25 protein-coding genes, 1 tRNA gene and 1 pseudogene are annotated in these 25441 nt (G+C 66.5%); 14 read left to right on the top strand and 13 right to left on the bottom strand.

Translation table 11 applies throughout. The annotated features are described in order from the left end of the window. The first annotated feature begins 10 nt into the window (after positions 1-10). Positions 11-1591, top strand: coding sequence for a histidine ammonia-lyase (gene hutH, locus GV792_RS21670; protein WP_163826122.1), 1581 nt, complete (start codon positions 11-13; stop codon positions 1589-1591). 140 nt (positions 1592-1731) lie between these two features. Here the strand turns inward: hutH and GV792_RS21665 are convergent, their stop codons facing one another. Both GV792_RS21665 and GV792_RS21660 read right to left on the bottom strand, forming a co-directional pair. Continuing rightward, on the bottom strand, positions 1732-2103 hold the full coding sequence (locus GV792_RS21665) for a hypothetical protein (RefSeq protein ID WP_163826121.1): 372 nt from the start codon (positions 2101-2103) through the stop codon (positions 1732-1734). Between the two features lie 277 nt (positions 2104-2380). Next, the gene (locus tag GV792_RS21660) at positions 2381-2653 is read right to left on the bottom strand and encodes a hypothetical protein (RefSeq protein ID WP_163826062.1); all 273 of its coding nucleotides are present in this window, start codon (positions 2651-2653) and stop codon (positions 2381-2383) included. Positions 2654-2876: 223 nt separating this feature from the next. Here GV792_RS21660 and GV792_RS21655 point away from each other — a divergent pair, with 223 nt between their 5' ends. From GV792_RS21655 to GV792_RS21640, 4 genes are all read left to right on the top strand, one after another. Further along, positions 2877-3218 carry a hypothetical protein gene (locus GV792_RS21655; RefSeq protein WP_163826120.1) on the top strand — a complete coding sequence of 114 codons (342 nt, stop codon included), beginning with the start codon at positions 2877-2879 and terminating at the stop codon, positions 3216-3218. Further along, on the top strand, positions 3187-3723 hold the full coding sequence (locus GV792_RS21650) for a DUF6879 family protein (protein ID WP_163826119.1): 537 nt from the start codon (positions 3187-3189) through the stop codon (positions 3721-3723). Before GV792_RS21655 ends, GV792_RS21650 begins: the two co-directional genes overlap by 32 nt. Then, on the top strand, positions 3720-4553 hold the full coding sequence (locus GV792_RS21645) for a DUF5753 domain-containing protein (protein WP_163826118.1): 834 nt from the start codon (positions 3720-3722) through the stop codon (positions 4551-4553). Before GV792_RS21650 ends, GV792_RS21645 begins: the two co-directional genes overlap by 4 nt. A gap of 148 nt (positions 4554-4701) precedes the next feature. After that, positions 4702-5589 (top strand): hypothetical protein, encoded by an 888-nt coding sequence (locus tag GV792_RS21640; protein WP_163826117.1) that lies wholly within the window; start codon positions 4702-4704, stop codon positions 5587-5589. Positions 5590-5621: 32 nt separating this feature from the next. On the opposite strand, the gene GV792_RS21635 is transcribed toward GV792_RS21640, so the two are convergent. Then, a complete protein-coding gene (locus GV792_RS21635; RefSeq protein ID WP_163826116.1) occupies positions 5622-5957 on the bottom strand; it encodes a YciI family protein in 336 nt (111 codons plus the stop codon). Positions 5958-6114: 157 nt separating this feature from the next. Continuing rightward, positions 6115-6441 carry a hypothetical protein gene (locus GV792_RS21630; RefSeq protein WP_163826115.1) on the bottom strand — a complete coding sequence of 109 codons (327 nt, stop codon included), beginning with the start codon at positions 6439-6441 and terminating at the stop codon, positions 6115-6117. Between GV792_RS21630 and GV792_RS30395 the strand changes: the two genes are divergently transcribed. Beyond that, positions 6410-6766 (top strand): DeoR family transcriptional regulator, encoded by a 357-nt coding sequence (locus GV792_RS30395; protein WP_369008996.1) that lies wholly within the window; start codon positions 6410-6412, stop codon positions 6764-6766. The two genes, GV792_RS21630 and GV792_RS30395, sit on opposite strands and share 32 nt — an antisense overlap. Positions 6767-6856: 90 nt before the next feature. Here GV792_RS30395 and hutU read toward each other — a convergent pair whose 3' ends face one another. Then, on the bottom strand, positions 6857-8536 hold the full coding sequence (hutU, locus tag GV792_RS21620) for a urocanate hydratase (protein WP_163826113.1): 1680 nt from the start codon (positions 8534-8536) through the stop codon (positions 6857-6859). Between the two features lie 183 nt (positions 8537-8719). Here hutU and GV792_RS21615 point away from each other — a divergent pair. After that, a pseudogene (locus GV792_RS21615) lies at positions 8720-12079 on the top strand (NAD-glutamate dehydrogenase domain-containing protein); the annotation flags it as partial. 38 nt (positions 12080-12117) lie between these two features. Further along, the gene (hutC, locus tag GV792_RS21610) at positions 12118-12888 is read left to right on the top strand and encodes a histidine utilization repressor (protein ID WP_163826151.1); all 771 of its coding nucleotides are present in this window, start codon (positions 12118-12120) and stop codon (positions 12886-12888) included. 184 nt (positions 12889-13072) lie between these two features. On the opposite strand, the gene GV792_RS21605 is transcribed toward hutC, so the two are convergent. The 3 genes from GV792_RS21605 to GV792_RS21595 all read right to left on the bottom strand — a co-directional run bounded on the left by GV792_RS21605 (position 13073) and on the right by GV792_RS21595 (position 15246). Next, positions 13073-13444, bottom strand: a complete 372-nt coding sequence (locus tag GV792_RS21605; protein WP_163826112.1) for a very short patch repair endonuclease — start codon at positions 13442-13444, stop codon at positions 13073-13075. Positions 13445-13514: 70 nt separating this feature from the next. Next, positions 13515-14648, bottom strand: coding sequence for a DNA cytosine methyltransferase (locus tag GV792_RS21600; RefSeq protein ID WP_175583137.1), 1134 nt, complete (start codon positions 14646-14648; stop codon positions 13515-13517). A gap of 319 nt (positions 14649-14967) precedes the next feature. Continuing rightward, positions 14968-15246 carry a putative quinol monooxygenase gene (locus GV792_RS21595; RefSeq protein WP_163826110.1) on the bottom strand — a complete coding sequence of 93 codons (279 nt, stop codon included), beginning with the start codon at positions 15244-15246 and terminating at the stop codon, positions 14968-14970. A gap of 257 nt (positions 15247-15503) precedes the next feature. On the opposite strand from GV792_RS21595, the gene GV792_RS21590 reads away from it, so the two are divergent. From GV792_RS21590 to GV792_RS21580, 3 genes are read left to right on the top strand one after another with little or no spacing between them, the layout of a single operon-like run. Continuing rightward, entirely contained in the window at positions 15504-17243 is a 1740-nt protein-coding gene (locus GV792_RS21590) for an ABC transporter ATP-binding protein (RefSeq protein ID WP_375154347.1), read from the top strand. Continuing rightward, complete coding sequence (locus GV792_RS29790; RefSeq protein WP_256673866.1) at positions 17240-19339, top strand: ABC transporter ATP-binding protein; 2100 nt, start codon at positions 17240-17242, stop codon at positions 19337-19339. The genes GV792_RS21590 and GV792_RS29790 overlap by 4 nt, the downstream gene beginning before the upstream one ends. Before the next feature lie 36 nt (positions 19340-19375). Next, a complete protein-coding gene (locus GV792_RS21580; protein ID WP_163826108.1) occupies positions 19376-19987 on the top strand; it encodes a putative glycolipid-binding domain-containing protein in 612 nt (203 codons plus the stop codon). Between the two features lie 157 nt (positions 19988-20144). Here GV792_RS21580 and GV792_RS21575 read toward each other — a convergent pair whose 3' ends face one another. Beyond that, positions 20145-21095 carry a prephenate dehydrogenase gene (locus GV792_RS21575; protein ID WP_163826107.1) on the bottom strand — a complete coding sequence of 317 codons (951 nt, stop codon included), beginning with the start codon at positions 21093-21095 and terminating at the stop codon, positions 20145-20147. A 58-nt stretch (positions 21096-21153) separates the two neighbouring features. Between GV792_RS21575 and GV792_RS21570 the strand changes: the two genes are divergently transcribed. From GV792_RS21570 to GV792_RS21560, 3 genes are all read left to right on the top strand, one after another. After that, positions 21154-21693, top strand: a complete 540-nt coding sequence (locus GV792_RS21570; RefSeq protein WP_163826106.1) for a tRNA adenosine deaminase-associated protein — start codon at positions 21154-21156, stop codon at positions 21691-21693. A gap of 58 nt (positions 21694-21751) precedes the next feature. After that, complete coding sequence (locus GV792_RS21565) at positions 21752-22186, top strand: nucleoside deaminase (protein WP_163826105.1); 435 nt, start codon at positions 21752-21754, stop codon at positions 22184-22186. A 60-nt stretch (positions 22187-22246) separates the two neighbouring features. Further along, positions 22247-22337 (top strand) — tRNA-Ser (locus GV792_RS21560). Positions 22338-22404: 67 nt separating this feature from the next. On the opposite strand, the gene GV792_RS21555 is transcribed toward GV792_RS21560, so the two are convergent. From GV792_RS21555 to GV792_RS21540, 4 genes are all read right to left on the bottom strand, one after another. Then, positions 22405-22656: a Txe/YoeB family addiction module toxin gene (locus GV792_RS21555; RefSeq protein ID WP_163826104.1), complete on the bottom strand. Its 252-nt coding sequence runs from the start codon at positions 22654-22656 to the stop codon at positions 22405-22407. Then, on the bottom strand, positions 22653-22934 hold the full coding sequence (locus GV792_RS21550) for a type II toxin-antitoxin system Phd/YefM family antitoxin (RefSeq protein WP_163826103.1): 282 nt from the start codon (positions 22932-22934) through the stop codon (positions 22653-22655). The genes GV792_RS21555 and GV792_RS21550 overlap by 4 nt, the downstream gene beginning before the upstream one ends. Before the next feature lie 80 nt (positions 22935-23014). Then, a complete protein-coding gene (locus GV792_RS21545; protein WP_163826102.1) occupies positions 23015-23956 on the bottom strand; it encodes an AraC family transcriptional regulator in 942 nt (313 codons plus the stop codon). 96 nt (positions 23957-24052) lie between these two features. After that, positions 24053-25258 (bottom strand): cytochrome P450 family protein, encoded by a 1206-nt coding sequence (locus GV792_RS21540; RefSeq protein ID WP_163826101.1) that lies wholly within the window; start codon positions 25256-25258, stop codon positions 24053-24055. Positions 25259-25441 lie beyond the last annotated feature (183 nt).

The following is a 25441-nucleotide window of genomic DNA, read 5'->3' as shown; positions in this document are numbered from 1 at the left end:
AATTGTGAGTATGGAGACCTTGCGACGCGCCGGGCGAGCAGCGGCGGACAGCGCCGATGCCGTGGTCGTCGGGACCGGTCCCGTGGCGCCCGAGGACGTGGTGCGGGTCGCCAGGGACGGCGCCCCGGTGCGGCTGTCGGACGACGCGATCGCCGCGCTCGCCGAGAGCCGCAAGCGGATCGAGGCGCTGGCCGCGGACCCGAAGCCCGTCTACGGCGTGTCGACCGGGTTCGGCGCGCTCGCGGTCCGGCATATCCCGCTGGAGCTGCGTAAGCAGTTACAGCGCAGCCTGGTCCGCTCACATGCCGCCGGTTCCGGTCCCGAGGTGGAGCGTGAGGTGGTGCGCGCGCTGATGCTGCTGCGGCTGTCCACGCTGGCCACCGGTCGCACCGGGGTGCGTCCGCAGGTGGCGCAGGTGTACGCCGACCTGTTGTCGGCGGGGATCACACCGGTGGTGCACGAGTACGGCAGCCTCGGCTGCTCCGGTGATCTTGCGCCGCTGTCGCATGTCGCGCTGGCTGTGATCGGCGAGGGCACCGTGCGCGATGCCGACGGTGAGCTCATGCCGGCCGCACAGGCTCTGTCGGCGGCAGGCATCGAGCCGGTCGAGCTCGAAGAAAAAGAGGGCCTCGCGCTGATCAACGGCACCGACGGCATGCTCGGCATGCTGGTGCTGGCCTGCCACGACCTGCGCAAGCTGCTCCAGCTCGCGGACGTGACGGCGTCGATGAGTGTGGAGGGTCTGCTCGGTACCGACAAGGTCTTCGCCGCCGACCTCCAAGCCCTGCGCCCGCAGCCCGGCCAGGCGGTCGCGGCCGCGAATATGACTCGGCTGCTGAAGGATTCGGCCATCGTCGCCAGCCACGCCACTCCCGACTGCACCGTCGTCCAGGACGCCTACTCCCTGCGCTGCGCTCCCCAGGTCGCCGGCGGCGCCCGCGACACCGTCGCCCACGCCGAACGCGTAGCTGCCTGCGAGCTCGCCAGCGCCGTCGATAACCCCGTAGTCACCCTCGACGGCCGCGTCGAATCCAACGGCAACTTCCACGGCGCCCCCGTCGCCTACGTCCTCGACTTCCTCGCCATCGTCGTCGCCGACGTAGCAAGCATCAGCGAACGCCGCACCGACCGCTTCCTCGACAAGGCCCGCAACCACGGGCTCCCGCCGTTCCTGGCCGATGATCCGGGTGTGGACAGCGGGCACATGATCGCCCAGTACACCCAGGCGGCCATCGTGTCGGAATTGAAGCGTTTGGCTGCTCCCGCCAGCGTCGATTCGATCCCGTCGTCGGCAATGCAGGAAGACCACGTGTCCATGGGCTGGTCCGCCGCGCGCAAGCTGCGCCGCGCGCTCGACGGCCTGACCCGCGTGCTCGCCATCGAGGCACTCACCGCCGCCCGCGCGCTCGACCTGCGTGCTCCGCTGGAGCCGTCCCCGGCCACCGGTGCCGTTCGCGCGGTGCTGCGTGAGCACGTCGACGGCCCCGGCACCGACCGGCATCTGGCGCCGGAGATCGACAAGGCCGTGGAGCTGGCCGCTTCCGGCGCGCTGCTCGCCGGCGCGGAATCGGTGATCGGCACGCTGGACTGAACTACGGACCCGCTCGCTGGGTGGATTCGATGCCCCTGCCGTTCACGAGCGGCAGGGGCATCGCGGCAAATCCTGCGAACGACCTCGGGCAGATCGCCCTGTACTTCTGATGAAATCAGATGAAGATGCTCTCGGCGGACTTACTCACGGTCGGGAAACTCTTGGTCAACCATCGCGTCCATATCGGCGCGCCATTCGGCATAGTCGACACGGGGAACGAGAGCGCTGGTGCGTGCGAGTTCGACCACAGGAACGAACTTCCGCGCTGTCCGGAATCGTCTCCGGACGGACTTCGCTCGGTATTCGTATCCCTCCTGCGGAATGTCATCGATATCGACGTCGACCGGCATCCCCTGTGTAATGGTGCTGATGCTCTCGCCGTGGACAGCGGACAGGTGGAACCAGACGAGCGTCTCATCGTCGGTCATGATGACGCCCGTGCCGTTGCGCGGCTTCCACCGCCAGATGGTGCCTGCTACCACGACCGCCGCCCTCTCCAGTACCGGACGCATTCATAATCACCTGGTCCGGCTATCTACCGCCACCCGATAGGCCGGCGAGCGAACCGTATCCGGCTCGCCGAACGACACCGCAGTGCTCATGTACGGCAGCATTCCTCGGCGCGAAGTCGCGTACATCGGACAAGTCAGCAGGCTTCTCCACCTTGGTGTAGGTCCCGTAGCATCTCCTCGAGGGTGCGCCGTTCACTCGGCGTCCCATACGCATCCAGCGTCGACCAGGTCCCGTCATCCCAGTGGACCCACCCACGCGGCTCATCCTCGGAATCGATCACCGCACATACCGTTCGGCACGCTGATCCGGCGTGATCGCTCCAACCGCGACCAGAGTCCGATACGCATCCCGCTTATGCGGGCAACTCTCGATACTGCACCTGCGATGCGCCTGCATCACCCCATGCGCCATCCGCACCGACATCCGAGGGGCCGTCTCGGTGATCGGCGGTTCAGGGTCTTCGAAGGTGTAGGGCAGTACGTAAATCAGGCCGAGCAGCAACACAGCGATCGAACCGGCCACGGCGAACACGGCGATGTAGTCCGACATGAAACCCCCTGCGGTCGTTGGTTTGGGTACCACCCGGTGCCGGGGAGGGGTCGACACTCGGCGCCGAGGGCTGTCCAGGACGCTATGCCCACGCGTGACCCAGGGCCAGAAGTTTGATAAAACTTGCCGAGTTAGAGCATTTAGGCGAATTTCGGCCCGTAGACGAGGACGATGATTCTCGACACGGAAAGTCCGTGCACACTGCTCGACAGGGGATGAGGCAATGCGCATACGGTTTCTCGGACGGGGCGGCTCCGGAACCAACGACTGCCCGACGTTGTACGCGACCGACCAGGACAGCTACATCGTGCAGGGTTGGACGACTGATCGGGAGGGGACGGTCGAGATTCCGCACCTCCTGATTGGGTTCGCGGAACCACGCGACTACATCGGTGCGACGCTTGCCGACACTGGCCGCGGAACGTTCACACTGTCGGGCCGCTTGGTGAAAGAGCCCGATGTGCTCGATCAACTCACGTTGGCTGAGGATGAAACGGCGATAGAAGTACCACGACGGGAGAGGACGTTCTACGGTGCGACTGCTGAACGGCAACCCATGGCCTGAACTGTTCGGGCAGTGCAGGCGTGAGGCGTTCCATCTGGAGGTGCGTGACTCGTACGCGGTTGCGAACGAGTCCGAGCCGTTACGCCGGTTTCTCGACGGAGAACCGGACGACCACGAGTGGTTCGAGCCGTGGGCGCGCCTGGTGCGGGGGACGACAGCACGTGGAGTGAAGGTGACAAGGGTCCGAGTTGTCACCGTTCCGCACGCCGATTACCAAAAGTGGTTGCTGGCGTTGACCGAGCTGAACGTTGAAGCCGGCGAAGATATCCGGTACTTGCCTCGCCATATGGTGGACGCAGGTGAGGTCCCGCTCGATGACTTCTGGCTGCTCGATGACGACCGTGTTGTGTACAACTTGGTGAACGAGCGGGGAAGCGCGGCTGGCGCCGCCGCAATGACAGTTGATCCGGCTGTCGTCGGGCACTGTCGAGAAGTGAGGGAACGGCTCTGGCCGCTCGCCACGCCGTATGCCGACTATATCTCTGCGGTCAGCCCCGGACGGTGACCGGCTCGATACAACAGGCGCGCGAAGCTCTCGGGGCACGGCTTCGGGAGCTTCGACGCCGCGCAGGTATCACCGGTCGTGACCTCGCCAACCGTGAGGGCTGGCATGAGTCCAAGGTCTCGAAGATCGAGTACGGCAGGGTCAAACCTTCTGACGCGGACGTGCGGGCCTACTGCCGACATGCCGACGCATCCGATCAACTCGATGACTTGCTCGCCAGCGTGCACAACCTGGATGCGGCGTACATAGAGTATCGCCGCCAGCATGCCGCCGGACTTCGGCAAGGGCAGCGCCGGTCGATCAAGCTGGCTGAACAGGCGCAGATCGTGCGGATCTTCCAGCCGAATATCGTCCCGGGAATTCTCCAGACCGCCGAATACGCTGAGGCCGTCCTGCGCCATTCGGTTGCGTTCCATCGGCTACCTGATGACGTAGACGAAGCGGTTGCCAAGCGGATCGAACGTCAGCAACTCTTGTACCGCGGCAACCGAAAATTCCACATCCTCATCGCTGAACAGGTACTCCGCACCACAGTGGGTGGAGCTGCTGTGATGGCCGGTCAATTGGATCGGCTACTGGCAGTTATCGGGCTCCCGCGAACAACTGTTGGCATCGTGCCGTCGACCGCCGAGTTGCCGATGCAGGTGACGAACTTTGTCATGTTCGACGATCGGATGGTGCAGGTTGAGGCGATCACTGCCGAGTTGACGATTACCCAGCCAGGCGAGATCGCTGTGTACGGACGCACATTCGATCTACTGGCCAAGCACGCCGTATACGGTGCGCAAGCTCGCGCGTTGATCGCCGGGGTAAGTAGGACGGAACGGTAGTCGGTGGGTGTGCGGCAGGGACGTTCGGGCGGGGTGGTGGTCAGCCATTGCCGCGGATGGGAAGTGTTCGCGTTAGGCGGTGGTCGATCCCGATCGGGTCTGCTGGGCCGACCGGGATGTCAATTTTCATAGGAATAGGTTCTGACATATGGGTTTCTACGACTGCCGATGCATGCTCACCGGCGTAAGCCTGATGCCTGTTGACGCCACTCTCGTCGTCCTGCGGCGTGTGGGCGGTGACTACCTGCCGATCACACTGGGTATCAAGGGCACTTACGACCGAATCGGCGGCATCGACGGTATTCATGTAGATCTCAACACCGAGCTGGTTCTGCGCTATTTCGTCGACCGGTATCGCGAGGGGCGGTTATTCGCCGACGATCAGACCAGCACCTTCGAGGGTGACGCACTCACCGCCGACAGTGACATCGAGGATCTGATCCGCCTTATCGAGCGCACGCATGTCGCGATCGAGGACGGCGGCTATTCCCCATCGACCGTGCTGGATGGCGACGCGGTCGTGTTCGCGCTCATCGCGCAGCCGGTCTGGGATGCCATTGTGGCCGCGGCCCCAGCACCGCAGGGACCGCTGGATCGAGGTTTCGAGCGGGTGTTCGGCTCGGCATCGGCAGCCGCGGAAATCTGCGCGGGCCGGCTCCCGGAATTGGTGACGGCGGTTGGGCAACTCGCTGCGGTCGTCGACTTCGTTGAAAGCAACGACCTGCGATGGGCTCCGGCGCCGGAACCCGCGCAGCGTTACCCGACCGATTACGGCTGTCAGCACAGCGATGACGAGGTCCGGAAGTACCTCGCTCGAGCCAAGAGCGACTTCCGGGACGATTCGGTCATCACATCCGCTCTGGCCGCCTACGAACAGTCGATCGGCGGGATCGTCGACGAATCCGGTGGTCACGCTGTCGACTACGCAAGTACGCCTCAGGCGACGTTCGCGTCAGCGGCGGATTTCGCCGAGATCTCCATCGAGCCGGTGCAGTTCGCAGTCCGCGTCTACGCCGACGAGACCGATCAGTCGTGAAGTAGCGCCTTCGACGCGAACGGTCGAACCCGTCAACTGGCGGGATCGAAGTGGAACGCGCGCACCTCCTGCGCGCACCGGCAGGCAGCTGCGAGCTTCCCGGCCCATTCCAGCGCCGCCTCGCGTGAGGGCAACTCGAGGAGCGCGTAGCCGCCTTCGAGCTGCTTCGTCTGCGGGTACGTGCCCTCGGTTACCGTGCCGTCCCCGTCGACCAGGACCGGCGGAAGGCTCTCGTCGATGGCACCGCCGAACACCCAGACGCCGGCGGCCTTCGCCTCTTCGACCACTGCGCGCGACGCATCCGAAGCCGCCTGTAGATCCTCGTCGGCTATGGCGCCGCTCGGGAACGAGATCAGGTACTTCGTCATCGGCTCGACTCCTTCTCGTTTCAGGGATCGGGCCCATACTCGCAGACGCCGACGCGTTGCGCGCACGACTCGCTCGCGCACCCCCAACAGGTCGTCTCCAGCCCAGCGCTCACCGCGGACGCGACACCGCGGGCTTGAAACAGTTGATCAATAGGTCTTAGTAGAGGGTGGCTCGAGCCGACCAACCGTAGTGGGTCGCAGTCGTCCCCGGGGCGACTGTCGCGATGGGGTCACCAAGGCAGTCGTGCGATGCGTACACCATGTAGTCGCGTGAGCTCTGATTATCGAACTCGATGTCACGCTCATACACACTCGCCCAGCAGGTATACAGATCGCCTACCTCCTGTATGCCGTCGATGACCACGACTTCCCGGACGCCCCCGTAGCCGGACGATCCGGTTGGGGAAGCCGATGCGAGAGGTGTCACGACGATCAGCGCAGAAGTGGCGAGAATGCCTGCGCAAGTGAGTGTTCCAAGCTTCATGTGCCGATGTTACAAGTCCTGTGACCGCGGTCCCACGACTGGCGAGTTCGCGTCGACGAGGGCGCCGGAAGCCCTGCGACCCAAGCGACAGCCAAAGTTGACCAAACTTTGGCGATCCCCAGCCTGGACGCTCGACATGGTAAGTCATAAGATATCCGATCAGACCGCGAGAAACGATCTAGTCGACCTGGAGAACCGTGGCCTGCTGATTCGAGCGAAAGCCGGACGGAGTTACGTCTGGTCGCCGGCCCCGAACTTCGAGAAGGTCCTCCGCCCTGACCAGGATCACCGGGCCGCCCCGAACAGGCCCGGCGGTGCTGCCTGACAGCGCGATGACCTCGGAGCCGCCCCTCACGCGGCTCCGAGGGTCATCGCTATCACCGGTGCGCCCGGAGCCCCGAGCGCACCGTTCAGATCAGCTCTCCTGCATAGGAATCCGAACCCCGCGCTCTCGCGCGACGTCGGCCGCGTGCTCGTACCCGGCATCCACGTGCCGGATCACACCCATACCGGGATCGTTCGTCAGCACCCGCTCCAACTTCTGTGCGGCAAGCTCGGTGCCATCGGCGATGCACACCTGACCGGCGTGGATGGAGCGGCCCATGCCGACGCCGCCGCCGTGGTGGATAGACACCCAGGAAGCGCCCGAGGCGGTGTTGAGCAGGGCGTTCAGCAACGGCCAGTCGGCGATTGCGTCGGAACCGTCTGCCATGGCTTCGGTTTCGCGGTAGGGGGAGGCCACCGAACCGGAATCCAGGTGGTCGCGGCCGATGGCGACGGGGGCGGAGAGCTCCCCGGACGCCACCATTTCGTTGAACTTCAGGCCCGCGCGATGACGTTCGCCGTAGCCCAGCCAGCAGATGCGGGCGGGCAGGCCTTCGAACTTCACCTTCTCGCCGGCCATGGTGATCCACCGCTTCAGGTGCTCGTTCTCCGGGAAGAGCTCGAGGATCGCCTTGTCGGTGGCGGCGATGTCCTTCGGATCACCCGACAGTGCCGCCCAGCGGAACGGCCCCAGCCCCTCCTCGAACAGCGGGCGGATGTAGGCGGGGACGAATCCGGGGAACTCGAAAGCACGCCCGTACCCACCCTTGCGGGCTTCGTCGCGGATGGAGTTGCCGTAGTCGAAGACCTCGGCACCCTTGTCCATGAAGCCGACCATGGCTTCGACGTGCTTGGCCATCGAAGCCTGGGCCTCGGTGGTGAACCAGCCGGGGTCCTTGTCGGCGAGCTTGTGCCAATCCTCGAGCGCGACGCCGATGGGCAGATACGACAGCGGATCGTGAGCCGAGGTCTGGTCGGTGACGATGTCGATGGGCGCGTCCATCTCCAGCAACTGCGGGAAGATCTCGGCGGCATTGCCGACCAGGCCGATCGACAGCGGCTTGCGCTCGTCGCGCATCTTGATGGCGAGGTCGAGCGCATCCTGTACGGAGTCGACCTTGGTGTCGAGGTAGCCGTGGTCGATGCGGCGGTCGATGCGGGCCGGATCGCAGTCCACGCAGATCGCGACGCCGTCGTTCATGGTGACGGCCAGCGGCTGCGCGCCGCCCATACCGCCCATACCGGCGGTGAGGGTGATGGTGCCTGCCAGGGTGCCGCCGAACCGCTTGCGGGCGACGGCGCCGAAGGTTTCGTAGGTGCCCTGCAGAATGCCCTGGCTGCCGATGTAGATCCACGAGCCGGCCGTCATCTGGCCGTACATGATCAGGCCGAGCTGTTCGAGCTTGCGGAATTCTTCCCAGTTGGCCCAGTCGCCGACCAGGTTGGAGTTCGCGAGCAGCACTCGGGGCGCCCACTCGTTGGTGCGGAACACGCCGACCGGCTTACCGGACTGGACGAGCAGGGTTTCGTCGGACTTCAGCGTCTTCAGAGTGCGCACGATCGCGTCGAACGCCTCCCAGCTGCGCACGGCCCGGCCGGTACCGCCGTAGACGACGAGGTCGTCGGGGCGTTCGGCGACCTCGGGGTCGAGGTTGTTCATCAGCATCCGCAACGCGCCCTCTTGTTGCCAGCCCAGAGCGCTCAGCTCGCTGCCGTGTGCGGCGGAGACGGGACGCGGGCCGGATCCTGGCGGAGTGGAAGCGTCGGTCATGGGTTTTTCTCCTCGAAATGACGAATGTGTGCCGGGTCACTGAAAATCAGGATTTAGGTGTATAGTCCTGTATATACAACCACCTGTCAAGCGTCCTCAGCGGAAGCGGTGGCTTTCCGTTCGGAAGGTAGTGACATGAAGGCAACGTCGATGGCTCCGGAGCGAGATTCGAATGCGGGGGTGCGGCACGAGCGACCCGGTAGCGACTGGGACGACCGCTTCCTCGCCACCCCGATCGCGCGCGACCTGGCCTGCCACTACATATCGGCCATACCAGAAGGCTATAAGCAGGACGTCGATCCGGGTAGCGCCCCGAACGACATCGCCCGCCTGGAACGTCTCGGCCGCGACGTCATCGATCTGGCGCTGGAACGCAGCCCCGGATCGTCCGCGGAATGGCGGCTGACGCTCTACCTCGGCGGCCGTTCGGCCTCGCTGAGCGAGGTGTTGCCGATTCTGCAGAGCCTCGGTGTCGAGGTGCTCGACGAGCGTCCGTACGTCATTGCCAATACCGGCGGCATCGATGGCAGGATCTATCGGTTCTCGCTGCGCTACCCCGAGCAGATGCTGCCGCCGCAACTCGACGACGCCGCATTCGCCCGCCGCTTCACCGATACCTGCGCCGCCATCTGGCATGGCCGGGCGGAGGCGGACCGGTTCAACGAGTTGGTACCCCGCGCAGGACTGGATCATCGACAGGTCACCGTGCTGCGCGCCTACGCGAACTACCTCCGGCAGGGTGAATTCCCGTACAGCAGAGCCCATATCGCGAGCGTTCTCGGTGAACACCCCGGGCTCACCGGCGGTTTGCTCGAGTTGTTCGAGGCCCGATTCGATCCTTACGCACGCGCGTCCGCCGCCGATCCGCTGCTCGAACTGCTGGAGGACGGTATTGCCGCGGTTCCTGGCCTGGACGCCGACCGCATTCTGCGGGGATACCTCAGCGTCATCCGGGCGACATTGCGCACCAACCACTACGTCCACGCGGAACCCGATGCCTGGACCTGCCTGTCCTTCAAGTTCGATCCGCAGCGGATTCCGGAACTGCCGGCGCCGCGACCGCGTTTCGAGATCTACGCCTATTCGCCGCGTGTCGAGGGAGTCCACATGCGGTTCGGCACCGTCGCCCGCGGCGGGCTGCGCTGGTCGGATCGCAAGGAGGACTTCCGCACCGAGGTGCTCGGCTTGGCGAAGGCGCAGGCGGTGAAGAACGCCGTCATCGTTCCCGCGGGCGCCAAGGGTGGTTTCGTGGTGAAACGCCCGCCGGCCCCCACCGGTGACCCGGCGGCCGATCGGGAAGAAGTACGGGCCGAAGGGGTTCGGTGCTATCGCTCGTTCATCGCCGGGCTGCTCGACCTCACCGACAACCTGGACCTGACCACCGGCGCGGTGATCGTGCCCCCGAACGTCCGCCGCCATGACGGCGACGACACCTACCTGGTGGTCGCCGCCGACAAGGGCACAGCGACCTTCTCCGATATCGCCAACGATGTCGCGGCACGGTACGGGTTCTGGCTCGGCGACGCCTTCGCCTCCGGCGGTTCGGTCGGCTACGACCACAAGGCCCTCGGTATCACCGCACGTGGCGCGTGGGAGAGCGTGAAACGGCATTTCCGGGAACTCGGCGTCGACACCCGCTCCGAGGATTTCACCGTGGCCGGTGTCGGCGATATGAGCGGTGATGTCTTCGGCAACGGCATGCTCGCATCCAGGCATATCCGGCTGGTCGCGGCATTCGACCACCGCCACATTTTCCTCGATCCGAACCCCGACCCGGCGCTCTCCTTCACCGAACGATCGCGCCTGTTCGAGAAGCCGCGATCGTCGTGGGCGGATTACGCACCCGAGCTGATCAGCAAGGGCGGCGGAGTCTGGGAACGCACCAGCAAGGCCGTGCCGATCAGCGACGAGGTCCGAGCCGCGCTCGGGTTACCCGATGACATCACCCGGATGACTCCGCCCGAGCTCGTGCGCGCGATCCTGCGGGCACCGGTCGACCTGCTCTGGAACGGCGGCATCGGCACCTACGTCAAGGCGAGCACCGAAACCCATCTGGATGTCGGCGACAAGAACAACGACGCCGTCCGAGTCGATGGCGCCGAGGTCCGTGCCCGGATCGTCGGTGAGGGTGGCAATCTCGGCTTCACCCAGCGTGGCCGGATCGAATACGCCCAGGCAGGCGGCCGGATCAACACCGACGCACTGGACAATTCGGCAGGCGTCGACTGCTCCGACCACGAAGTCAATATCAAGATCCTGCTCGACGCCCTTGTCGGTTCTGGCAGGCTCGCCACCGCCGAACGCAATGATCTGCTGGCTGCGATGGCAACGGAGGTGTCCCGGCTCGTCCTGGCCGACAACACATCCCAGAACCAGCTCATGGGCACGAGCCGAGCGAGGGCAGCGGCGTCGATCGCCGTGCACGGCAGGCTCATCCAGCATCTAGAGGCGACTACCGGACTGGACCGCGAACTGGAAGTGCTGCCGAGCAAGAAGGAGATCGGTGCCAGGCAACGCGGCGGCCAGGCGCTCACCTCACCCGAGCTCGCCACGCTGCTCGCGCACGTGAAACTGGGAATTCAGGCCGATCTGCTCGCAGGCGACCTGCCCGACAGCCCCGCTTTCGCCGACGACCTCGCCCACTACTTCCCGCGGCAGCTGCGCGAGGAGTACGGCGACGCGATCGCCGATCACCCGCTGCGCCGCGAGATCGTGGCAACCGTCCTGACCAACAACGTCGTCGACAACGGCGGCATCACATACGCCTACCGGCTCTCCGAGGAATCCGGCGCGAGCAACGCCGACGCCGTGCGCGCCTTCGCGGTGGTCGCTGCGGTGTTCGACCTGCCGACGTTGTGGCGCGATATTCGTGGCAGTGGGCTGAGTGCCGAACTCGCCGACGAACTGATCGTGCTCAGCCGCAGGCTGCTCGACCGTGCGTCGCGGTGGATGCTCACCCAGCGTCCGCAACCGCTGGCAGTCGGCGCCGAAATCCGGCGCTTCCGTAGCCAGATCGCGGAACTGACCCCGCACGTCGCGGGCTGGTTGTCCGGTAGCGACGCAGCCGATCTGCACGCTCGCACCACGGCGTTGACCGACCGCGGGGTACCCGAGGAACTCGCCGCACGAGTGTCGTTGCTGCTGGACCAGTTCGCGCTGCTCGACATCGTCGAGGTCGCCGAGATCTCCGGCCGCCAACCCGCATCGGTGGCCGAGGTGTACTACCTGCTCGGACAACGGCTCGGGGTGGTGCCGCAGCTGGTTGCGGTATCGCGGCTCGAACGCGGCACCAAATGGAATGCCCTGGCGAGGGTCGCGCTGCGGGACGAGCTGTACGCCACGATCAGGGCGCTGTGCCAGGACGTGCTGGTCGACGGCGAGCCCGGCGAGCGCGCCGAGGACGTCATCGGCGGCTGGGAGCACCGCAGCGCGGCCCGGCTCGACCGCACGCAACGTATCCTCGGGGCAATCTCGGAATCGGGCGACCGGGATCTTGCGGCCCTGTCGGTCGCGACCAGGCAGCTACGGGCGCTGGCGCGATGACAACGGCCGGTGCGAAGCCCCATGAAGCAAGGGAACGGATGTCGGTGGTGGCGATCGAAGTAGTCGACACGGAGCTGGCCGCGCTCTACGGCGGACTCGGCACCGAGTTCGCCGCATATGAGCGCGTCAAGCAGCTGATCGTGTCGCAGATCAAGGTCGGCCGGTGGCAGGAGGGCGATCAGATCCCCTCGGAGAACCAGCTGGTGAACGCGTTGGGCCTGTCCCGGATGACGATCAACCGCGCACTGCGCGACCTCACGGCCGAAGGCGTGCTGAACCGGGTGATGGGCGTTGGTACCTTCGTCGCCCCGACCAAGGCGGCGTCACCGCTGTTCGAGGTCAAGAACATCGCCGACGAGATCTCCCAGCGCGGTCACCGCCACCGCACCGAGGTCGTGTTCGTCCGCGCGGAGGAGGCCGAGGCCGGACATCCCGTGCTCGGTAACGACCTGGGCGGGAAGGTCTTTCATTCGCTGATCGTGCACTTCGAGGACGATGTCCCGATCCAGGTGGAGGACCGCTACGTCAACCCGGCCGAGGCGCCGCAGTACCTCGACCAGGACTTCACCGCCATGACCCCCAATACCTATCTCAGCGAGGTGGCACCGCTCGAACGCGGCGAACACGTCGTCGAGGCGGTGCTGGCCAGTGCGGAGGAATGTCGTCTGCTGGGTGTCGCGCGGTCCGAGCCTTGCTTGCTGATCCGCCGTCGCACGTGGTCGCACAGCGGATTGGTCAGTGCGGCGCGGTTGATACATCCGGGGTCACGGAGCCGGTTGGAAGGCAGTTTCGGGAGCGGGCAAAGCTGAGTCGCGCCGGGCGATCTCGTCCGTGGGTTCGGGCACCCGTAGTACCGCGGCTCCGCGCCTGATCACCGAGCTGCCGGAATGCGTAGCCGTGGTGCGACCTGGTGGCGGCACAGTGAGGCCGATGAGCTCGCCGGCCGCCCCGGTGTCAATGACAGGTTCGATGTCGTTGCCGGCCGATCTTCGTTCAATCGTGATGCAGCGATTCGGAAATCCGGTCGGCCGCCGCAATGGGATCTTCGTGTTCCCAAACCCGGATGACCTGCCAGCCTGCCGCGGTGAGCGCCGCGTCGGTGGCGCGATCGCGGGCGACATTTCCCGCCAGCTTCTCGGCCCACCATTCGGCATTGTTCTTCGGGTAGGTGGCGTGTTGCGGGCAGCTGTGCCAGAAGCATCCGTCCACATAGATGGCGACGCGCAGGCGCGGGAAGACCACGTCGGCGCGGCGGCGTTGACCGCGGATGGGCGCGCGATCGACGAAGTAGCGCAGCCCGCGGCGGTGCAGTTCCTGACGCAGCGCGAGTTCGGGCTTGGTGCCCGCGCGCCGCTGCCGGGACATGCGGGAACTCGTCGCGGGATCTGTGGGTGGACGTCGGCTGGTCACGATGTGCCAACGCGCGGCCGGGCGATCACGCCGCCCAGCCACCCATGCGGTCGAGATGCGATTCCATATCGTCGAGAAAGCCCGGCGGGAACCGCAGGCTGCCCATCGCGGTGCGGCGCAGGAAACCGGCGGTGGCGCGGGCCGAGAGCAGGCGGGAGTCGGTGAGGAAGTTCTTCAGGTCTTCGTACGGCTCGTGCACGGGCCATGTCGAGACGGGGACCTCGAAGGCGGCGCCGTTCCGGCCCCACGCCGCCACCGGCCACGGCTTGCCAGGTGGCAGCGGGCGATCACCGGGCAGCGGCTCGAGCGGCGTGGCGAGCCGTGCGCCCACCCATGACGCCATCCGGACACTGACCGCATTGCCGACCAGTTTCCAGCGGTGGCCCTGCCGGATACCGGGCACCTCGGTGGCGGGCGCGGTCCAGTCGGGATCGAAGCCCTGCAACATTTCCCCGTCGACGATGCCCGGCGTGACGATCTCCCCGGACGGCAACCGGACGGCGGGCGGGCTGGCGATACCGAGACCGGAACCGCCTTTGAGCGTCGGCACCGCGTTCACCGCCCAGCCGAGTCCACGCACACCCTCGGTCCAGTAGAAGCCGCACGGATCGCTGGCCGCGTCGCCGACGGCGCGTGCGCCCGCGTCCTCACCGAACAGCACCCCGCGCGGGTCCTCGGTGCGGGAGGCGAGCATGAGCACCCGGTTCCGGCGCTGCGGCAGCCCGAACGCGCGCGCGTCGACCACCCGGTAGGCCCAGGTGTAGCCGAGTTCCTCGAGCGCAGCGGTGATATGCCGCATGGCCGCACCACGCCCGAGTTGCAGCATGAACGGGACGTTTTCGATCAACAGCCAACGCGGCCCGCGTTTGCGTCGCACCAGCCGGAAAACTTCGTCCACCAGGCCGGACCTGTCTCCGGTGATGCCTGCGGTTCGTCCCGCCTGCGAGAGGTCCTGGCAGGGAAATCCGGCAGCGACCAATTCTGTTCCGGCGGGAATCGCGCGCAGCCGGGTGATGTCGGCCTGTAGTGGGATATCCGGGAACCGGGCCGCAAGCACTCCCTGCGCGCCCGGGTCGATCTCGCACAGCAGCTCGGTCTGCCAGCCGTGTTCGGCCAGGCCGAGTTCGAGCCCGCCGATCCCGGCGAACAGCCCGACCATCCGCGCGCCCGTCAACGAACGTCCTCTCGGTGTTGGTTTTGCGTCGCCTGCGGCGCCGCGTGTTCGCGGCCCCTTGGTGTCTCGCGTCTCCGCTACCACTGCTTGCCTTCGGCTTGCGCAGCGGCAGCGGAGACGCGAGACGGGCCGCGAACTCGGATGCTCGGTCTCGCTTCGCTCGAAAATTGAGGTTGGACCGGTCATTGTATTCCGGGTGCGAAAAGACTTGGAGCGGCGCTTCGCCGCAGTCGCGCATGTCGGCTGCGGTGATCTGGACGGTTGAGGCCGCCCGGGGTGCGCCGCAGTATCGGGGGCGAAGGGCTCAGAGCCGTACTTCGCCGGTGCAGTCGAATTCGCGCACGTCGGCGGCGGTGATCTGGACGTCGAGTTCGCCCGAGGTGCCCTCACCGCGGAACACCTCGACCGCGGCTCGGCTGGTCCAGCGTTCGTAGACATTGACGCGGTCCGGTTCCACCAGATCCGCGCCGAGAGTGAAATCCAGACAGCCGGGCGCTTCCCGCGCCTGCTCGACGACCTCGCGGCACGCCTCGAGATAGCGGTCGCGTTCGGTGACTCGGAGATATCCGGCGACGATCAGCACACTCGGAGTCTATGACCGGTCGCGGCGGTGCGGGCGGGAAGAAAATCGGTTGGCTGTTCGTTGTCGCGATGCCAGGCTAGATGGACCCGTTTGTTGTCATACCCCGCTGCGATCATCGAAGGCGTCGCCGGAATCGGGGTGCGGATCACCGGAGACGTCGCTGAACCGAAGGGGGAGATTTGTCCGTCATATTGGACGTGCCTTCCGCTGAAGCGGAGGCCGACAGACCACAGCCGTCGGCGCCTACGCCCGGGCGGTTGACATCGCTGCGCCGGTTCTGGCCGTACCTGCGGCCGTACCGATTCGAATTGACCGCGGCCACAGCGCTATCGGTCGCGGCAATGCTCACCGCCGTCTTCACCCCGCTGGTGATCGCGCGGATCGTCGACGGACCGATCGCGCGCGGTGATCTCAGCGGCATCGTCGCCCCGGTGCTCGCGGTGCTCGCCCTAGGTGTGATCGAGGCGGTCGGGGTGTGGGGCAGGCGCTGGCTGCTGGCCAAGCCCGCCACTCAATTCGAGATCACCATGCGGGCCAAGATCTTTCGTGAACTCCAGGCGTTGGCGATCGGGCGCCATGATTCCTGGGAATCGGGCCAGCTGCTGTCGCGCGCCGTCGACGACCTGGCCACGGTGCGCAGATTCATCGGGTTCGCCGGTCCGGTGCTGGTGATCCACGCCGTGGTGATCCCTGTCGGATTGGCCGTGCTGGTCGCGATGAGCTGGCAGATCGGACTGATCTTCGCCGCCGCCGCACTGCCGTTGACGATCATCTGCACCCGCTTCGTCCGGCGCTACGGTGTGGCCTCACGGCGCTCGCAGGACCAGTCGGGCGATCTGGCCACCACCGCAGAGGAGTCCGCGCAGGGTATCCGGGTGCTCAAGGCCTTCGGCCGCGGCAGCTATTTCGGTGGCCATTTCACCGCGCAGGCCCGCGAACTCCAGCGCACCGAGATGTACAAGGTGCGCCTCGACGCCACGCTGTGGTCGGCGATGGTGGTGCTGTCGGAGTCGATCCTGGTGTTCGCGCTCGGATTCGGCGCGTACGCGGTGGTCAGCGGAACGATGACGCTCGGCGCCGTTGTCGGTGCGATCACCCTGGCGACCTTCCTGCAATGGCCCATCATCTGGACCGGCTTCCTGCTGGCCGAACTGAACGACGCCGGCACCGCCGCCGACCGGTACTGGGAGATCATCGACACTCCCACCGACATCACCGATCCGGCCGATCCGGTGTCGCTGCCGGAGCGGGTCATCGGTGAACTACGTCTCGACGGGGTACGTTTCGCCTTCCCCGAGGCCGAAGACGATGTGCTGCGCGATATTTCACTGACGGTTCGCCCTGGGGAGACAGTCGCGTTGGTCGGCGCCACGGGCAGCGGTAAGACCGCCCTGCTCAACCTGATTCCCCGCCTCTACGACGTCACCGGCGGTGCCGTCACCATCGACGGTATCGATATCGCCGCACTGCGAGTGCGCGATCTGCGGTCGCTGGTGTCGGTGGCGTTCGAGGATCCGGTGCTGTTCTCGGCGAGCGTGCGCGAGAACGTCGCGCTCGGCGATCCCGACGCCTCCGACGCCGATGTGCGGCGGGCGCTGGAGATCGCGCAGGCCATGGATTTCGTGGAAAACCTGCCCTGGGGACTGGACACCAGGATCGGTGAGCAGGGGCTGAGCCTGTCCGGTGGGCAGCGGCAGCGGCTGGCATTGGCCCGTGCGGTGCTCACCCGGGCCGGTCGGGAAGGCCGCGCCCGCATCGTCGTGCTGGACGATCCGCTGTCGGCGCTCGATGTGCAGACCGAGGAGAAGGTGCAGGAACGACTGCGCACCGCACTCGCCGGAGCCACCACACTGCTGGTCGCGCACCGTCCCTCGACCGCAGCCCTCGCCGATCGCGTCGCGCTACTGGCCGACGGCCGAATCGTCGCCGAGGGCACCCACGACCAATTGCTGCGCACCAGCAGCCGCTACCGCGAACTGATGGGAGGTGAATCATGAGCGTCGACGCTGAGCGGGATCCGACCGACGCCGACTTACGGATCTCGTCGAGTTCCGATGGCGCCGATGCGGGTGTCGGACAGGATGCTCGCACGAGTGTGGCCGTCGCCGAGCGTGCCGACGAGGCCGCTGATTGGCGCGGTATCGCCAGCGAGGACAAGGAGGTCACCGAGACCGGAAACCTGGTGCTCGCGGCCCGGTCGCGGCGGCTGCTGGCCGAATTGGTTCGTCCGTATCGCAGGCTCGCGGCGCTCGCCCTCGCCATCATCATCGTCGACAACGCGGCAACGGTGGCGGGGCCGTTATTCGTCGCTTACGGACTCGACCGTGGCATCTCAGAAGGACGCGTGGGCAACTGGGCTCCGCTGATGTGGGCTGTCGGCGGGTACTTCGGCGCCGCGCTGCTCGGCGGGCTCACCACTTTCTGCTTCGTTCGCGTCGCGGGCAGGCTGAGTCAGAACGTGCTGTTCGATCTGCGGGTCCGGGCGTTCGCTCACGTCCAGAGCCTCGATGTCGGATTTCACGAGAAGTACACCTCCGGAAAGGTCGTCGCCCGGCTCACCGGCGATATCGAAACGCTGCAGGAGCTGTTGGAAGGCGCCCTCAACGAGGCATTGAGCGCGATCCTGTCGGTGCTCACCATCGCGGTGCTGCTTGTCTACCTGGATCTGACCCTTGCCGCGGTCGTGTTCGCGGGTTTCGTCCCGCTGTTCCTGGTCACCCGGTGGGCCCAGCGCAGGCAGCGTGCCGGTTACCGTCGCACCCGCGGCGCGATCGCCGCAGTGGTGGTGCAGTTCGTCGAGTCGATGGGCGGGATGCGTGCGGTGCAGGCCTTCCGCCGCGAGGAACGCAACGAATCGGTGCTCGCCATGGAGGACGCCGCCTACCGCGAGGCCAATGTCACCGCGGTGCGAGGTATGGGCGAATACGCCGGACTCACCCGTCTGCTCGGCAACCTCACCACCGTCGTGGTGATCATCGTCGGCGCCTGGCAGGTCATCGAGGGCAACCTCGCCGTCGGCGTACTTGCCGCCTACCTGCTGTATCTGAAGAACTTCTACGGCCCCCTCGACGAGCTCGCCCAGGTCTTCAACTCCTACCAGTCCGCGGCTGCCGCGCTGGAGAAGATCTCGGGTGTGCTGGAAGAGCGGCCCGCGGTGGTCGAGCCGAGCGATTCGGTTCCGCTCGGCAAGGTCGCCGGTGGGATGCGGTTGGACCGCGTCTGGTTCGACTATTCGGCACGTCCGGGTGGAACGGACTCAGGAGGAGCCGCCGAACAGGGCACGGATGTTGCCGACCGGCGGAAGCACGTTGCCGGCCTGGAGACGGTCGCGTTCGACGACAGTACGGGTGCCACCGATCGGGTGGGTGGCGATGCCGAAAGCGCCACGTTCGCCGGTTCGCCGCGCGGTCCGGTGTTGCCCGAGTTGACCCTGGATATCCCCGCAGGCCAGGTCGTGGCTCTGGTCGGCCCCACAGGCGCGGGCAAATCCACGCTGGCCAAGCTGCTGACCCGGTTCTACGACCCGTCCGGCGGCGTCGTGACGCTCGACGGCATCGACCTGCGCCGGATCTCCGACGCCGATTTGCGCCGCCACGTCGTCATGGTGACTCAGGAGGCGTATCTGTTCTCCGGATCGGTCGCCGACAACATCCGGTTGGGCAGGCCAGAGGCCACCGACGCCGAGGTGCACGACGCGGCCCGTGCTGTCGGCCTGTACGAGTTCGTCATGGCCCTGCCGGAGGGTTTCGACACCGATGTGCGCAGACGCGGCGGCAGGCTCTCGGCCGGGCAGCGGCAGCTGGTTGCGTTCGCGCGGGTGTTCCTGGCCGACCCGGCGGTGATCGTGCTGGACGAGGCCACCTCCAGCCTCGACATTCCCAGCGAACGCCTGGTGCAGGATGCCCTCGAGACGGTGCTGCGCGATCGCACCGCGGTGATCATCGCGCATCGGCTGTCCACGGTGTCCATCGCGGACCGGGTGCTGGTGCTCGAGGCGGGCCGCATCGTTGAGGACGGCGCGCCGCGGGCACTGATCGCGGGTAACGGGCGCTTCGCCGGTCTGCACGCGGCATGGCGCGAGTCGCTGGTGTGATGCGGTCATGACGGTGTTGTCGCTTACGGTAGATACGTGACGCACGCGACCGACGCAGCATCAGGCCACGAGAGCCCGTCGCCCTCCCGCTGGCCCGCGGTCCTCACCTGGCGCGCGCACGACGCGACACGGATGGAATCGGTGCGCGTAACGGTCAACGGCAACCGGATCCGTGCCACCGGCCGCATCATCGGCGGCACCGGCGCCGAGCATCCGGCATTCAGTGCCTCCTACGACCTGGTCACCGACGAGAACGGCGCCACCAAGCGCCTGTCGCTGCGCAGCACCACCGCGGCGGGGGAGCGGCACGCCTCGATCTCGCGGGACGAGGAGAACTACTGGCTGATCGACGCCACCGGAACCCACATCCGCTCCACCTTCGGCGGCGCACTCGATGTGGACGTGGTGCTCAGCCCGTTCTTCAACACACTGCCCATCCGCCGCTTCAGCCTCCAGCACGCGGTGGAGGACGTCCAGGTCCCGGTCGTCTACGTCCGGCTGCCGGAGCTGACCGTCCAGGAAGCCAGCCTCACCTACAGCAGTGCCAGCGACGGCATCAGCGTCCTCTCCCCGGTCTCCAGTGCGACGGTCACCGTCGATCCGGACGGCTTCCTGCTCGACTACCCGGGCTTGGCCGAACGCATCTGAGCGACACATCGGGGTTGCCGGGTATGCCGAGTGCCCGGATATCGGCTCGGTAGCCGGGGTGGCCCACCGGGCTCCGAGCAATGGGCCCACAGTGTCCGAGCCGGGCGCGTCGACCCGGTTCCACACAACGTCGCGGCCGGCCGCACATCCGGTGCCCTCAACCGAGCTGGGTGATCACCCCGCCGTGCCGGCCGGCCTCCCGCAACCGCTCCAGCCAGTCGTGGTCACCAGGCCGGATACCGGTGATCTCCCAGCGCTCGGCGGTCTCGTACCGCTGCCGCGCGTCGTGTCCTGCCTCGGCGAGATCGGCGAGTGAACCGTCCTGCGCCAGTATGTCGCGGGCGGCGTTCAGCACGGCCAGCGATTCGTCGAGCACCTCGAGCAGGGCTGTGGCGTTGGGTTCGCAGATGGCGCGCACCAGGTCGGGGGCGGTGGCTGCGACGCGGGTGCCGTCCCGGAACGAGCCCGCGGCCAGACCGAGCGCCAGTTCACCACCGCCCGCGCCGGCCAGCGCCAGGGCTTCGGCCAGCACATGCGGCAGGTGCGAGATGCGGGCCACCGCGCGGTCGTGTTCGTCGGATACGACCGGAACGACCACCGAGCCGCAGGCCAGCGCCAGCCGAACCACCCGCGTCCACGGCTGCGGGTGCGTACCCGCGTCGACGCCGACCGCCCAGGCCGCGCCGTGGAACAGCGTGGGATCAGTTGCCGCCCAGCCGGACTGCGAGGTGCCCGTCATCGGGTGACCGCCGACGAATCGCGCGCCGAGCCCATGTCGCTTGACCGCCGCCGCGACCGGCGCTTTCACGCTCACCACATCGGTCAACGCGCACTCCGGTGCGAATAAGGCGACCGCGGACAGTATCTGATCCACCGCGGGCATCGGCACCGCGACCACGATCAGCGCATCGGTTTCGGCGGCCCGGGTCAGTACGGCGGCAAGGTCGCCGGTGACGTCGAATCCGTCCGCGCGGGCTGCCTCGGCACCGGCCTCGGACCGGTTGTACCCCCACGCTCGGAATCCGGCTCCGACCGCCGCGCGCAGCAGCGATCCGCCGATCAATCCGGTCCCGAGAACGCATACGGGCGCTTGCTGATCACCAGTCACCGGAACAGATTCGCATACGACTTCAACATTTGACCTCGAGCCGACTACCGTTGCGGCCATGGCAGCACAGCGCTCGGGCGGGAACAGGCCGGCGTCGGACGATTTCGACGACGTGGAAGGTTTCGCGGTAGCCGTTGTCCGTGAAGACGGCACGTGGCGGTGTAGTCCGCTGAGCTCGGCCGCGCTCACCAGCCTGGCCGCAGCCGAGGACGAACTGAAGGCATTGCGCAGCTCGGGCGCGGTGTTCGGCCTGCTCGACGTCGACGACGAGTTCTTCATCGTGGTGCGCCCGGCCCCCAGCGGCACCCGGCTGCTGGTGTCGGACGCGACCGCCGCGATCGATTACGACATCGCAGCCGACGTGCTCGAAGCGCTGAACGTGGAGATCCCCGATATCGATCCGGACGAATTGGACGATGTGGACCCCTGGGAGGAGGGCGATCTCGGTGTGCTCGCCGACCTCGGCCTACCCGAACCGGTCTTCAGCGTCATCCTCGCCGAAACCGATCTCTACCCCGACGAGCAACTCGGCATGATCGCCCAGCGTCTCGGCTTCGCCAACGAGCTGTCGGCCGTGCTGGACAAACTGCCGCGCTGACGTGACGGAAGGGCCGTTCGGTTCAGGATCCACCGGTGTTCGGCCATCCGACGCCGACATGGTCCGCGCCGCCGTCGAAGCCGCCCGCGCCGCCGATCCACGTGACGTCCCGGTGGGTGCGGTCGTCTTCGATGCCGACGGCCGCGAACTGGCCCGCGCGGCGAACGCACGGGAGGCGCTGGGAGATCCCACCGCACACGCCGAGGTCCTGGCGCTGCGCCGGGCCGCGCAGATCCATGGTGATGGCTGGCGGCTGGAAGGCGCCACCCTCGCCGTCACTCTCGAACCGTGCACCATGTGCGCGGGCGCCCTGGTGTTGGCGAGGGTCGGCCGCCTGATCTTCGGCGCCTGGGAACCCAAGACCGGCGCGGTCGGCTCCCTCTGGGACGTGGTCCGCGACCGCCGCCTCAACCACCGCCCCGAAGTTCGCGGCGGCATCCTCGAACCCGAGTGTGCCGCCCTCCTCGACGACTTCTTCCACTCCCAGCGCTGACCCACCCCGCCCTGACCTGCCGATTTAGCGATCAGCCGCGATTCCGGTAGCCTAGTCGGCGGTGGCGTGTCCGAGCGGCCTAAGGAGCACGCCTCGAAAGCGTGTGAGGGGTAACCCCCCTCCGAGGGTTCAAATCCCTCCGCCACCGCCACAAAGCCCCTCGCCTGCGCACTCAGGCGAGGGGCTTTTTTTGCGTGATCGTCCGTGGGCCGGGGTCCTCAGCAGGCGATGACGATCACCGTGTCGTCGTCCGACCGGTAGACGATCCGGTGTTCGTGATCGATTCGGCGTGACCACCATCCGTCCAGGTTCTGCCGCAGTGGTTCAGGTGTGCCGGTGCCCGCGGCATTGCCGTTGTGCCGGATGTCGTCGATCAACCGGTTCAATTTCCTGAACGTCGCGTGGTCGGTGTGCTGCCAGTAGAGGTAGTCGGTCCACCCGGTGTCGGTGAAGGTGAGCGTGCGGTTCACAGGTTGTCCTCGGCTACCGTGTCGGGATCAACGAGCTCACGTTCGGTGGCCTGTCCGGCCTCGGCCTGTGCGATGCCCATGGCCAGCCATGCGGCGTTGGCCGGATCGGCGAGCAGATAGGCGGTCTCGGTCATCGCCTCCCACTCACGCAACGATATGACCACGGCGGCTTCCTTACCGCCACTGCGAGTGATCACCACTTGGTCGTTGTCCTCTGTGGCGGCATCCAGTACGGCCGCGAAATTGTTGTGTGCATCGGTGGCGTGCATCGCGCGCATCTCGATTCATCTCCTCAAATCTGAACCCCACGGCAAGTGGCGATCCTGTACGTGAAGGGTCGGTGGCCGAGGCACACCGCTCACGGACCAGGCGGGCCGACGGCGAGTTGTTCGGACACCCGGCGCCGCCGGAAACTCCGTGGTGTTTCGCCGTACTCGGATTTGAACGCCGTCGAGAATCCGGCGTTGGTGAATCCGCAGCGCGCGGCCACCTCTCCGATGGACAGCGGGCCCGGACGCGCCAGCAGATCGCGGGCGGCGCGCAGTGCTTCTGTCCGCCGCAGGTCTCGATAGGTTATTCCCATCTGGTGCAGGACCGACCGCAGCTGGCGGGGTGACCAGCCGAGCGCACGGGCGACCGCGGGCAGCCGCACATCACCCGAGCCGAGGTTCGTTCGCACGAATGCTCGGATGGTATCGACGGTTTCGGCCACATGGGCCTGTTGTGGCCCGATATCGCCGATGAGCATCAAGCACAGCAGTTCGGTGACCCGATCGCAGATGGCGTCGAATTCCAGCGTCGTGAGGTCCGATTGTCCGGCGAGGGTGGTGCTGAGCATGCTCAGCACCACCCTCCCAAGACCCGATGACATGTCGAGCATCGTCTGCGAACTGCCTCCGGCGGGCAGTCGTCGTTCGAGCTGCGCGCGGGGTAGCAGGAGCGCGTGGGCCGTCGAGCCGGGTAGCAGTACCCGGCAGGTCCGGTCCAGCTCGAGGACGAACCCGTGGCGGGGCGGTACCCGGGTGAGCCGGTCGGGCTGTTGGATGACGTATTCGCCATGTTCCGGGAACACGATCCAGCAATGATCGGTCGGGCCGCGCTGAACATGTGAGCGGCTGCGGTTCATCAGGTGGTCGCCGCGCTGCTGTGCGCGCAACAGGGTGTAGCCCGAGGACTCCTGAACCGTGATCCGGGCCCACCAGTCGGCCGGATCACGGTACCGGTGTTCCGCGGTCAGGAAATGGTCGGTGACCTCGGTCCACACCGCTGTGCTTGTTACGGTCAGCTCGGAATACCGCATGAGGGAAACTCGGTCGCTCTGATCTTGATCTCCACGTATCCGCTCAGCGGTGGTCAGACAGCATTCTTGCAGCTTCCCGCCCGTGGGCGGCCTCGCTCAGCTGATGGCTTGGAGCTCGACCGGCACGCAGAGTGGGCCGTTGGTCATGAACTGCGGGGCGTACGGGATCTCGGCCGGATCGCATGCGAGCCGCAGGTGCGGGAACCGCCCGAACAGGGTGGACAGCGCGACGCGAGATTCCAGCCGGGCCAGATGTGCACCGAGGCAGAAATGCGGACCGCGCCCGAATCCCAGCTGATCCGAGTGATCGCGATCGATATCGAAGACATCGGCGTCCGGGTACTTCGCCGGATCGCGTCCCACGCCGGCGAACCAGCCCACGATCGCGCCGGCGGGGATATCGACACCGGCGATCTGAACATCCTGCAGGGCATAGCGATTGAACATGGCGCAGGCCGCGTTCCGGTAGCGCAAGGTCTCCTCGACGACATCGGCCCAACGGTCACCGGCCCGGGCCGCCGCGAGCTGCTCGGGATAGGTGTAGAGCGCCACTACCGCATTGCCGAGCAGATGCATGGTGGTCTCGTGTCCGGCCACGATGATGATCCACAGCATTTCGACCAGCTCGGCGTCGGCGATTCCGTGTTCGGGCTGGGCCTGCACCAGATCCGAGGTCAGGTCGTCACCGGGGTTGCGGTGTTTGTCGGCGACCAGCTCGGTCAGATAGCCGACCATCTCCTGCATGGCGGCCATGGTCTGCTCGCCGGTGCTGTTGTGCGAGATGAGCGTGGAGGTCCATCCGCGAAACTTCGGCTGGTCGCTGCTGGGTACGCCGAACAGTTCGCAGATCACCCCGACCGGCAGCGGCATGGTGAAGTTCTCGACGAGATCGACCTCGGGCTGGTCGGCGAATCGGTCGATCAGATCGTTGGTGAGCTGCTGGATGCGTGGTTCGAGCTGGGCAACTCGGGCGGGCGTGAACGCGCGAGCGATGGCCCGGCGCATCCGCATATGGTCGGCGCCGTCCTTGTTGAGCAGGTGATCGGCGTCGGTCAGCACGCGCAGCGGCCAGTCGGCCGGAACAGTTCCGTCGTGCATTGCCGGGCAGTTCTTCGTACTCTTGCTGAACATCGTGCCGTCGCCGGCGAGTACCTCACCGACGGCCTGATGGCTGACCGCCATCCAAGCCTTGACGCCACCCGGCAGTTCATAGGGCACGATAGGCCCGGTCCGGATCATCCGATCGAAGGTGTCGATCACTGGTTCTCCAGCGGTGGGCAGCTGAATGAGGGACTCGGTCATGCGGTTCTCCGGTGCGTTGATCGGCCTCTGACAGTGCGCGTTCGATAAGCGCTTGAAGAGTGTGGACCCCTGTCGGTGGCCGGAACGACTCGATCGAGATTCTGTGCCCCGCAGCGAAATCCATCGGTGCGAAATCCAAAATTCAGGTGTCAGCGGGGTTCACTGCTGTGTGGAAGGGCTCGC

It is taken from the genome of Nocardia cyriacigeorgica (genome assembly GCF_010868145.1).
Classification (GTDB): domain Bacteria; phylum Actinomycetota; class Actinomycetes; order Mycobacteriales; family Mycobacteriaceae; genus Nocardia; species Nocardia cyriacigeorgica_D.
The sequence above is the reverse complement of the archived record's forward strand: the minus strand, read 5'-3'. Positions and strand labels throughout refer to the sequence as shown.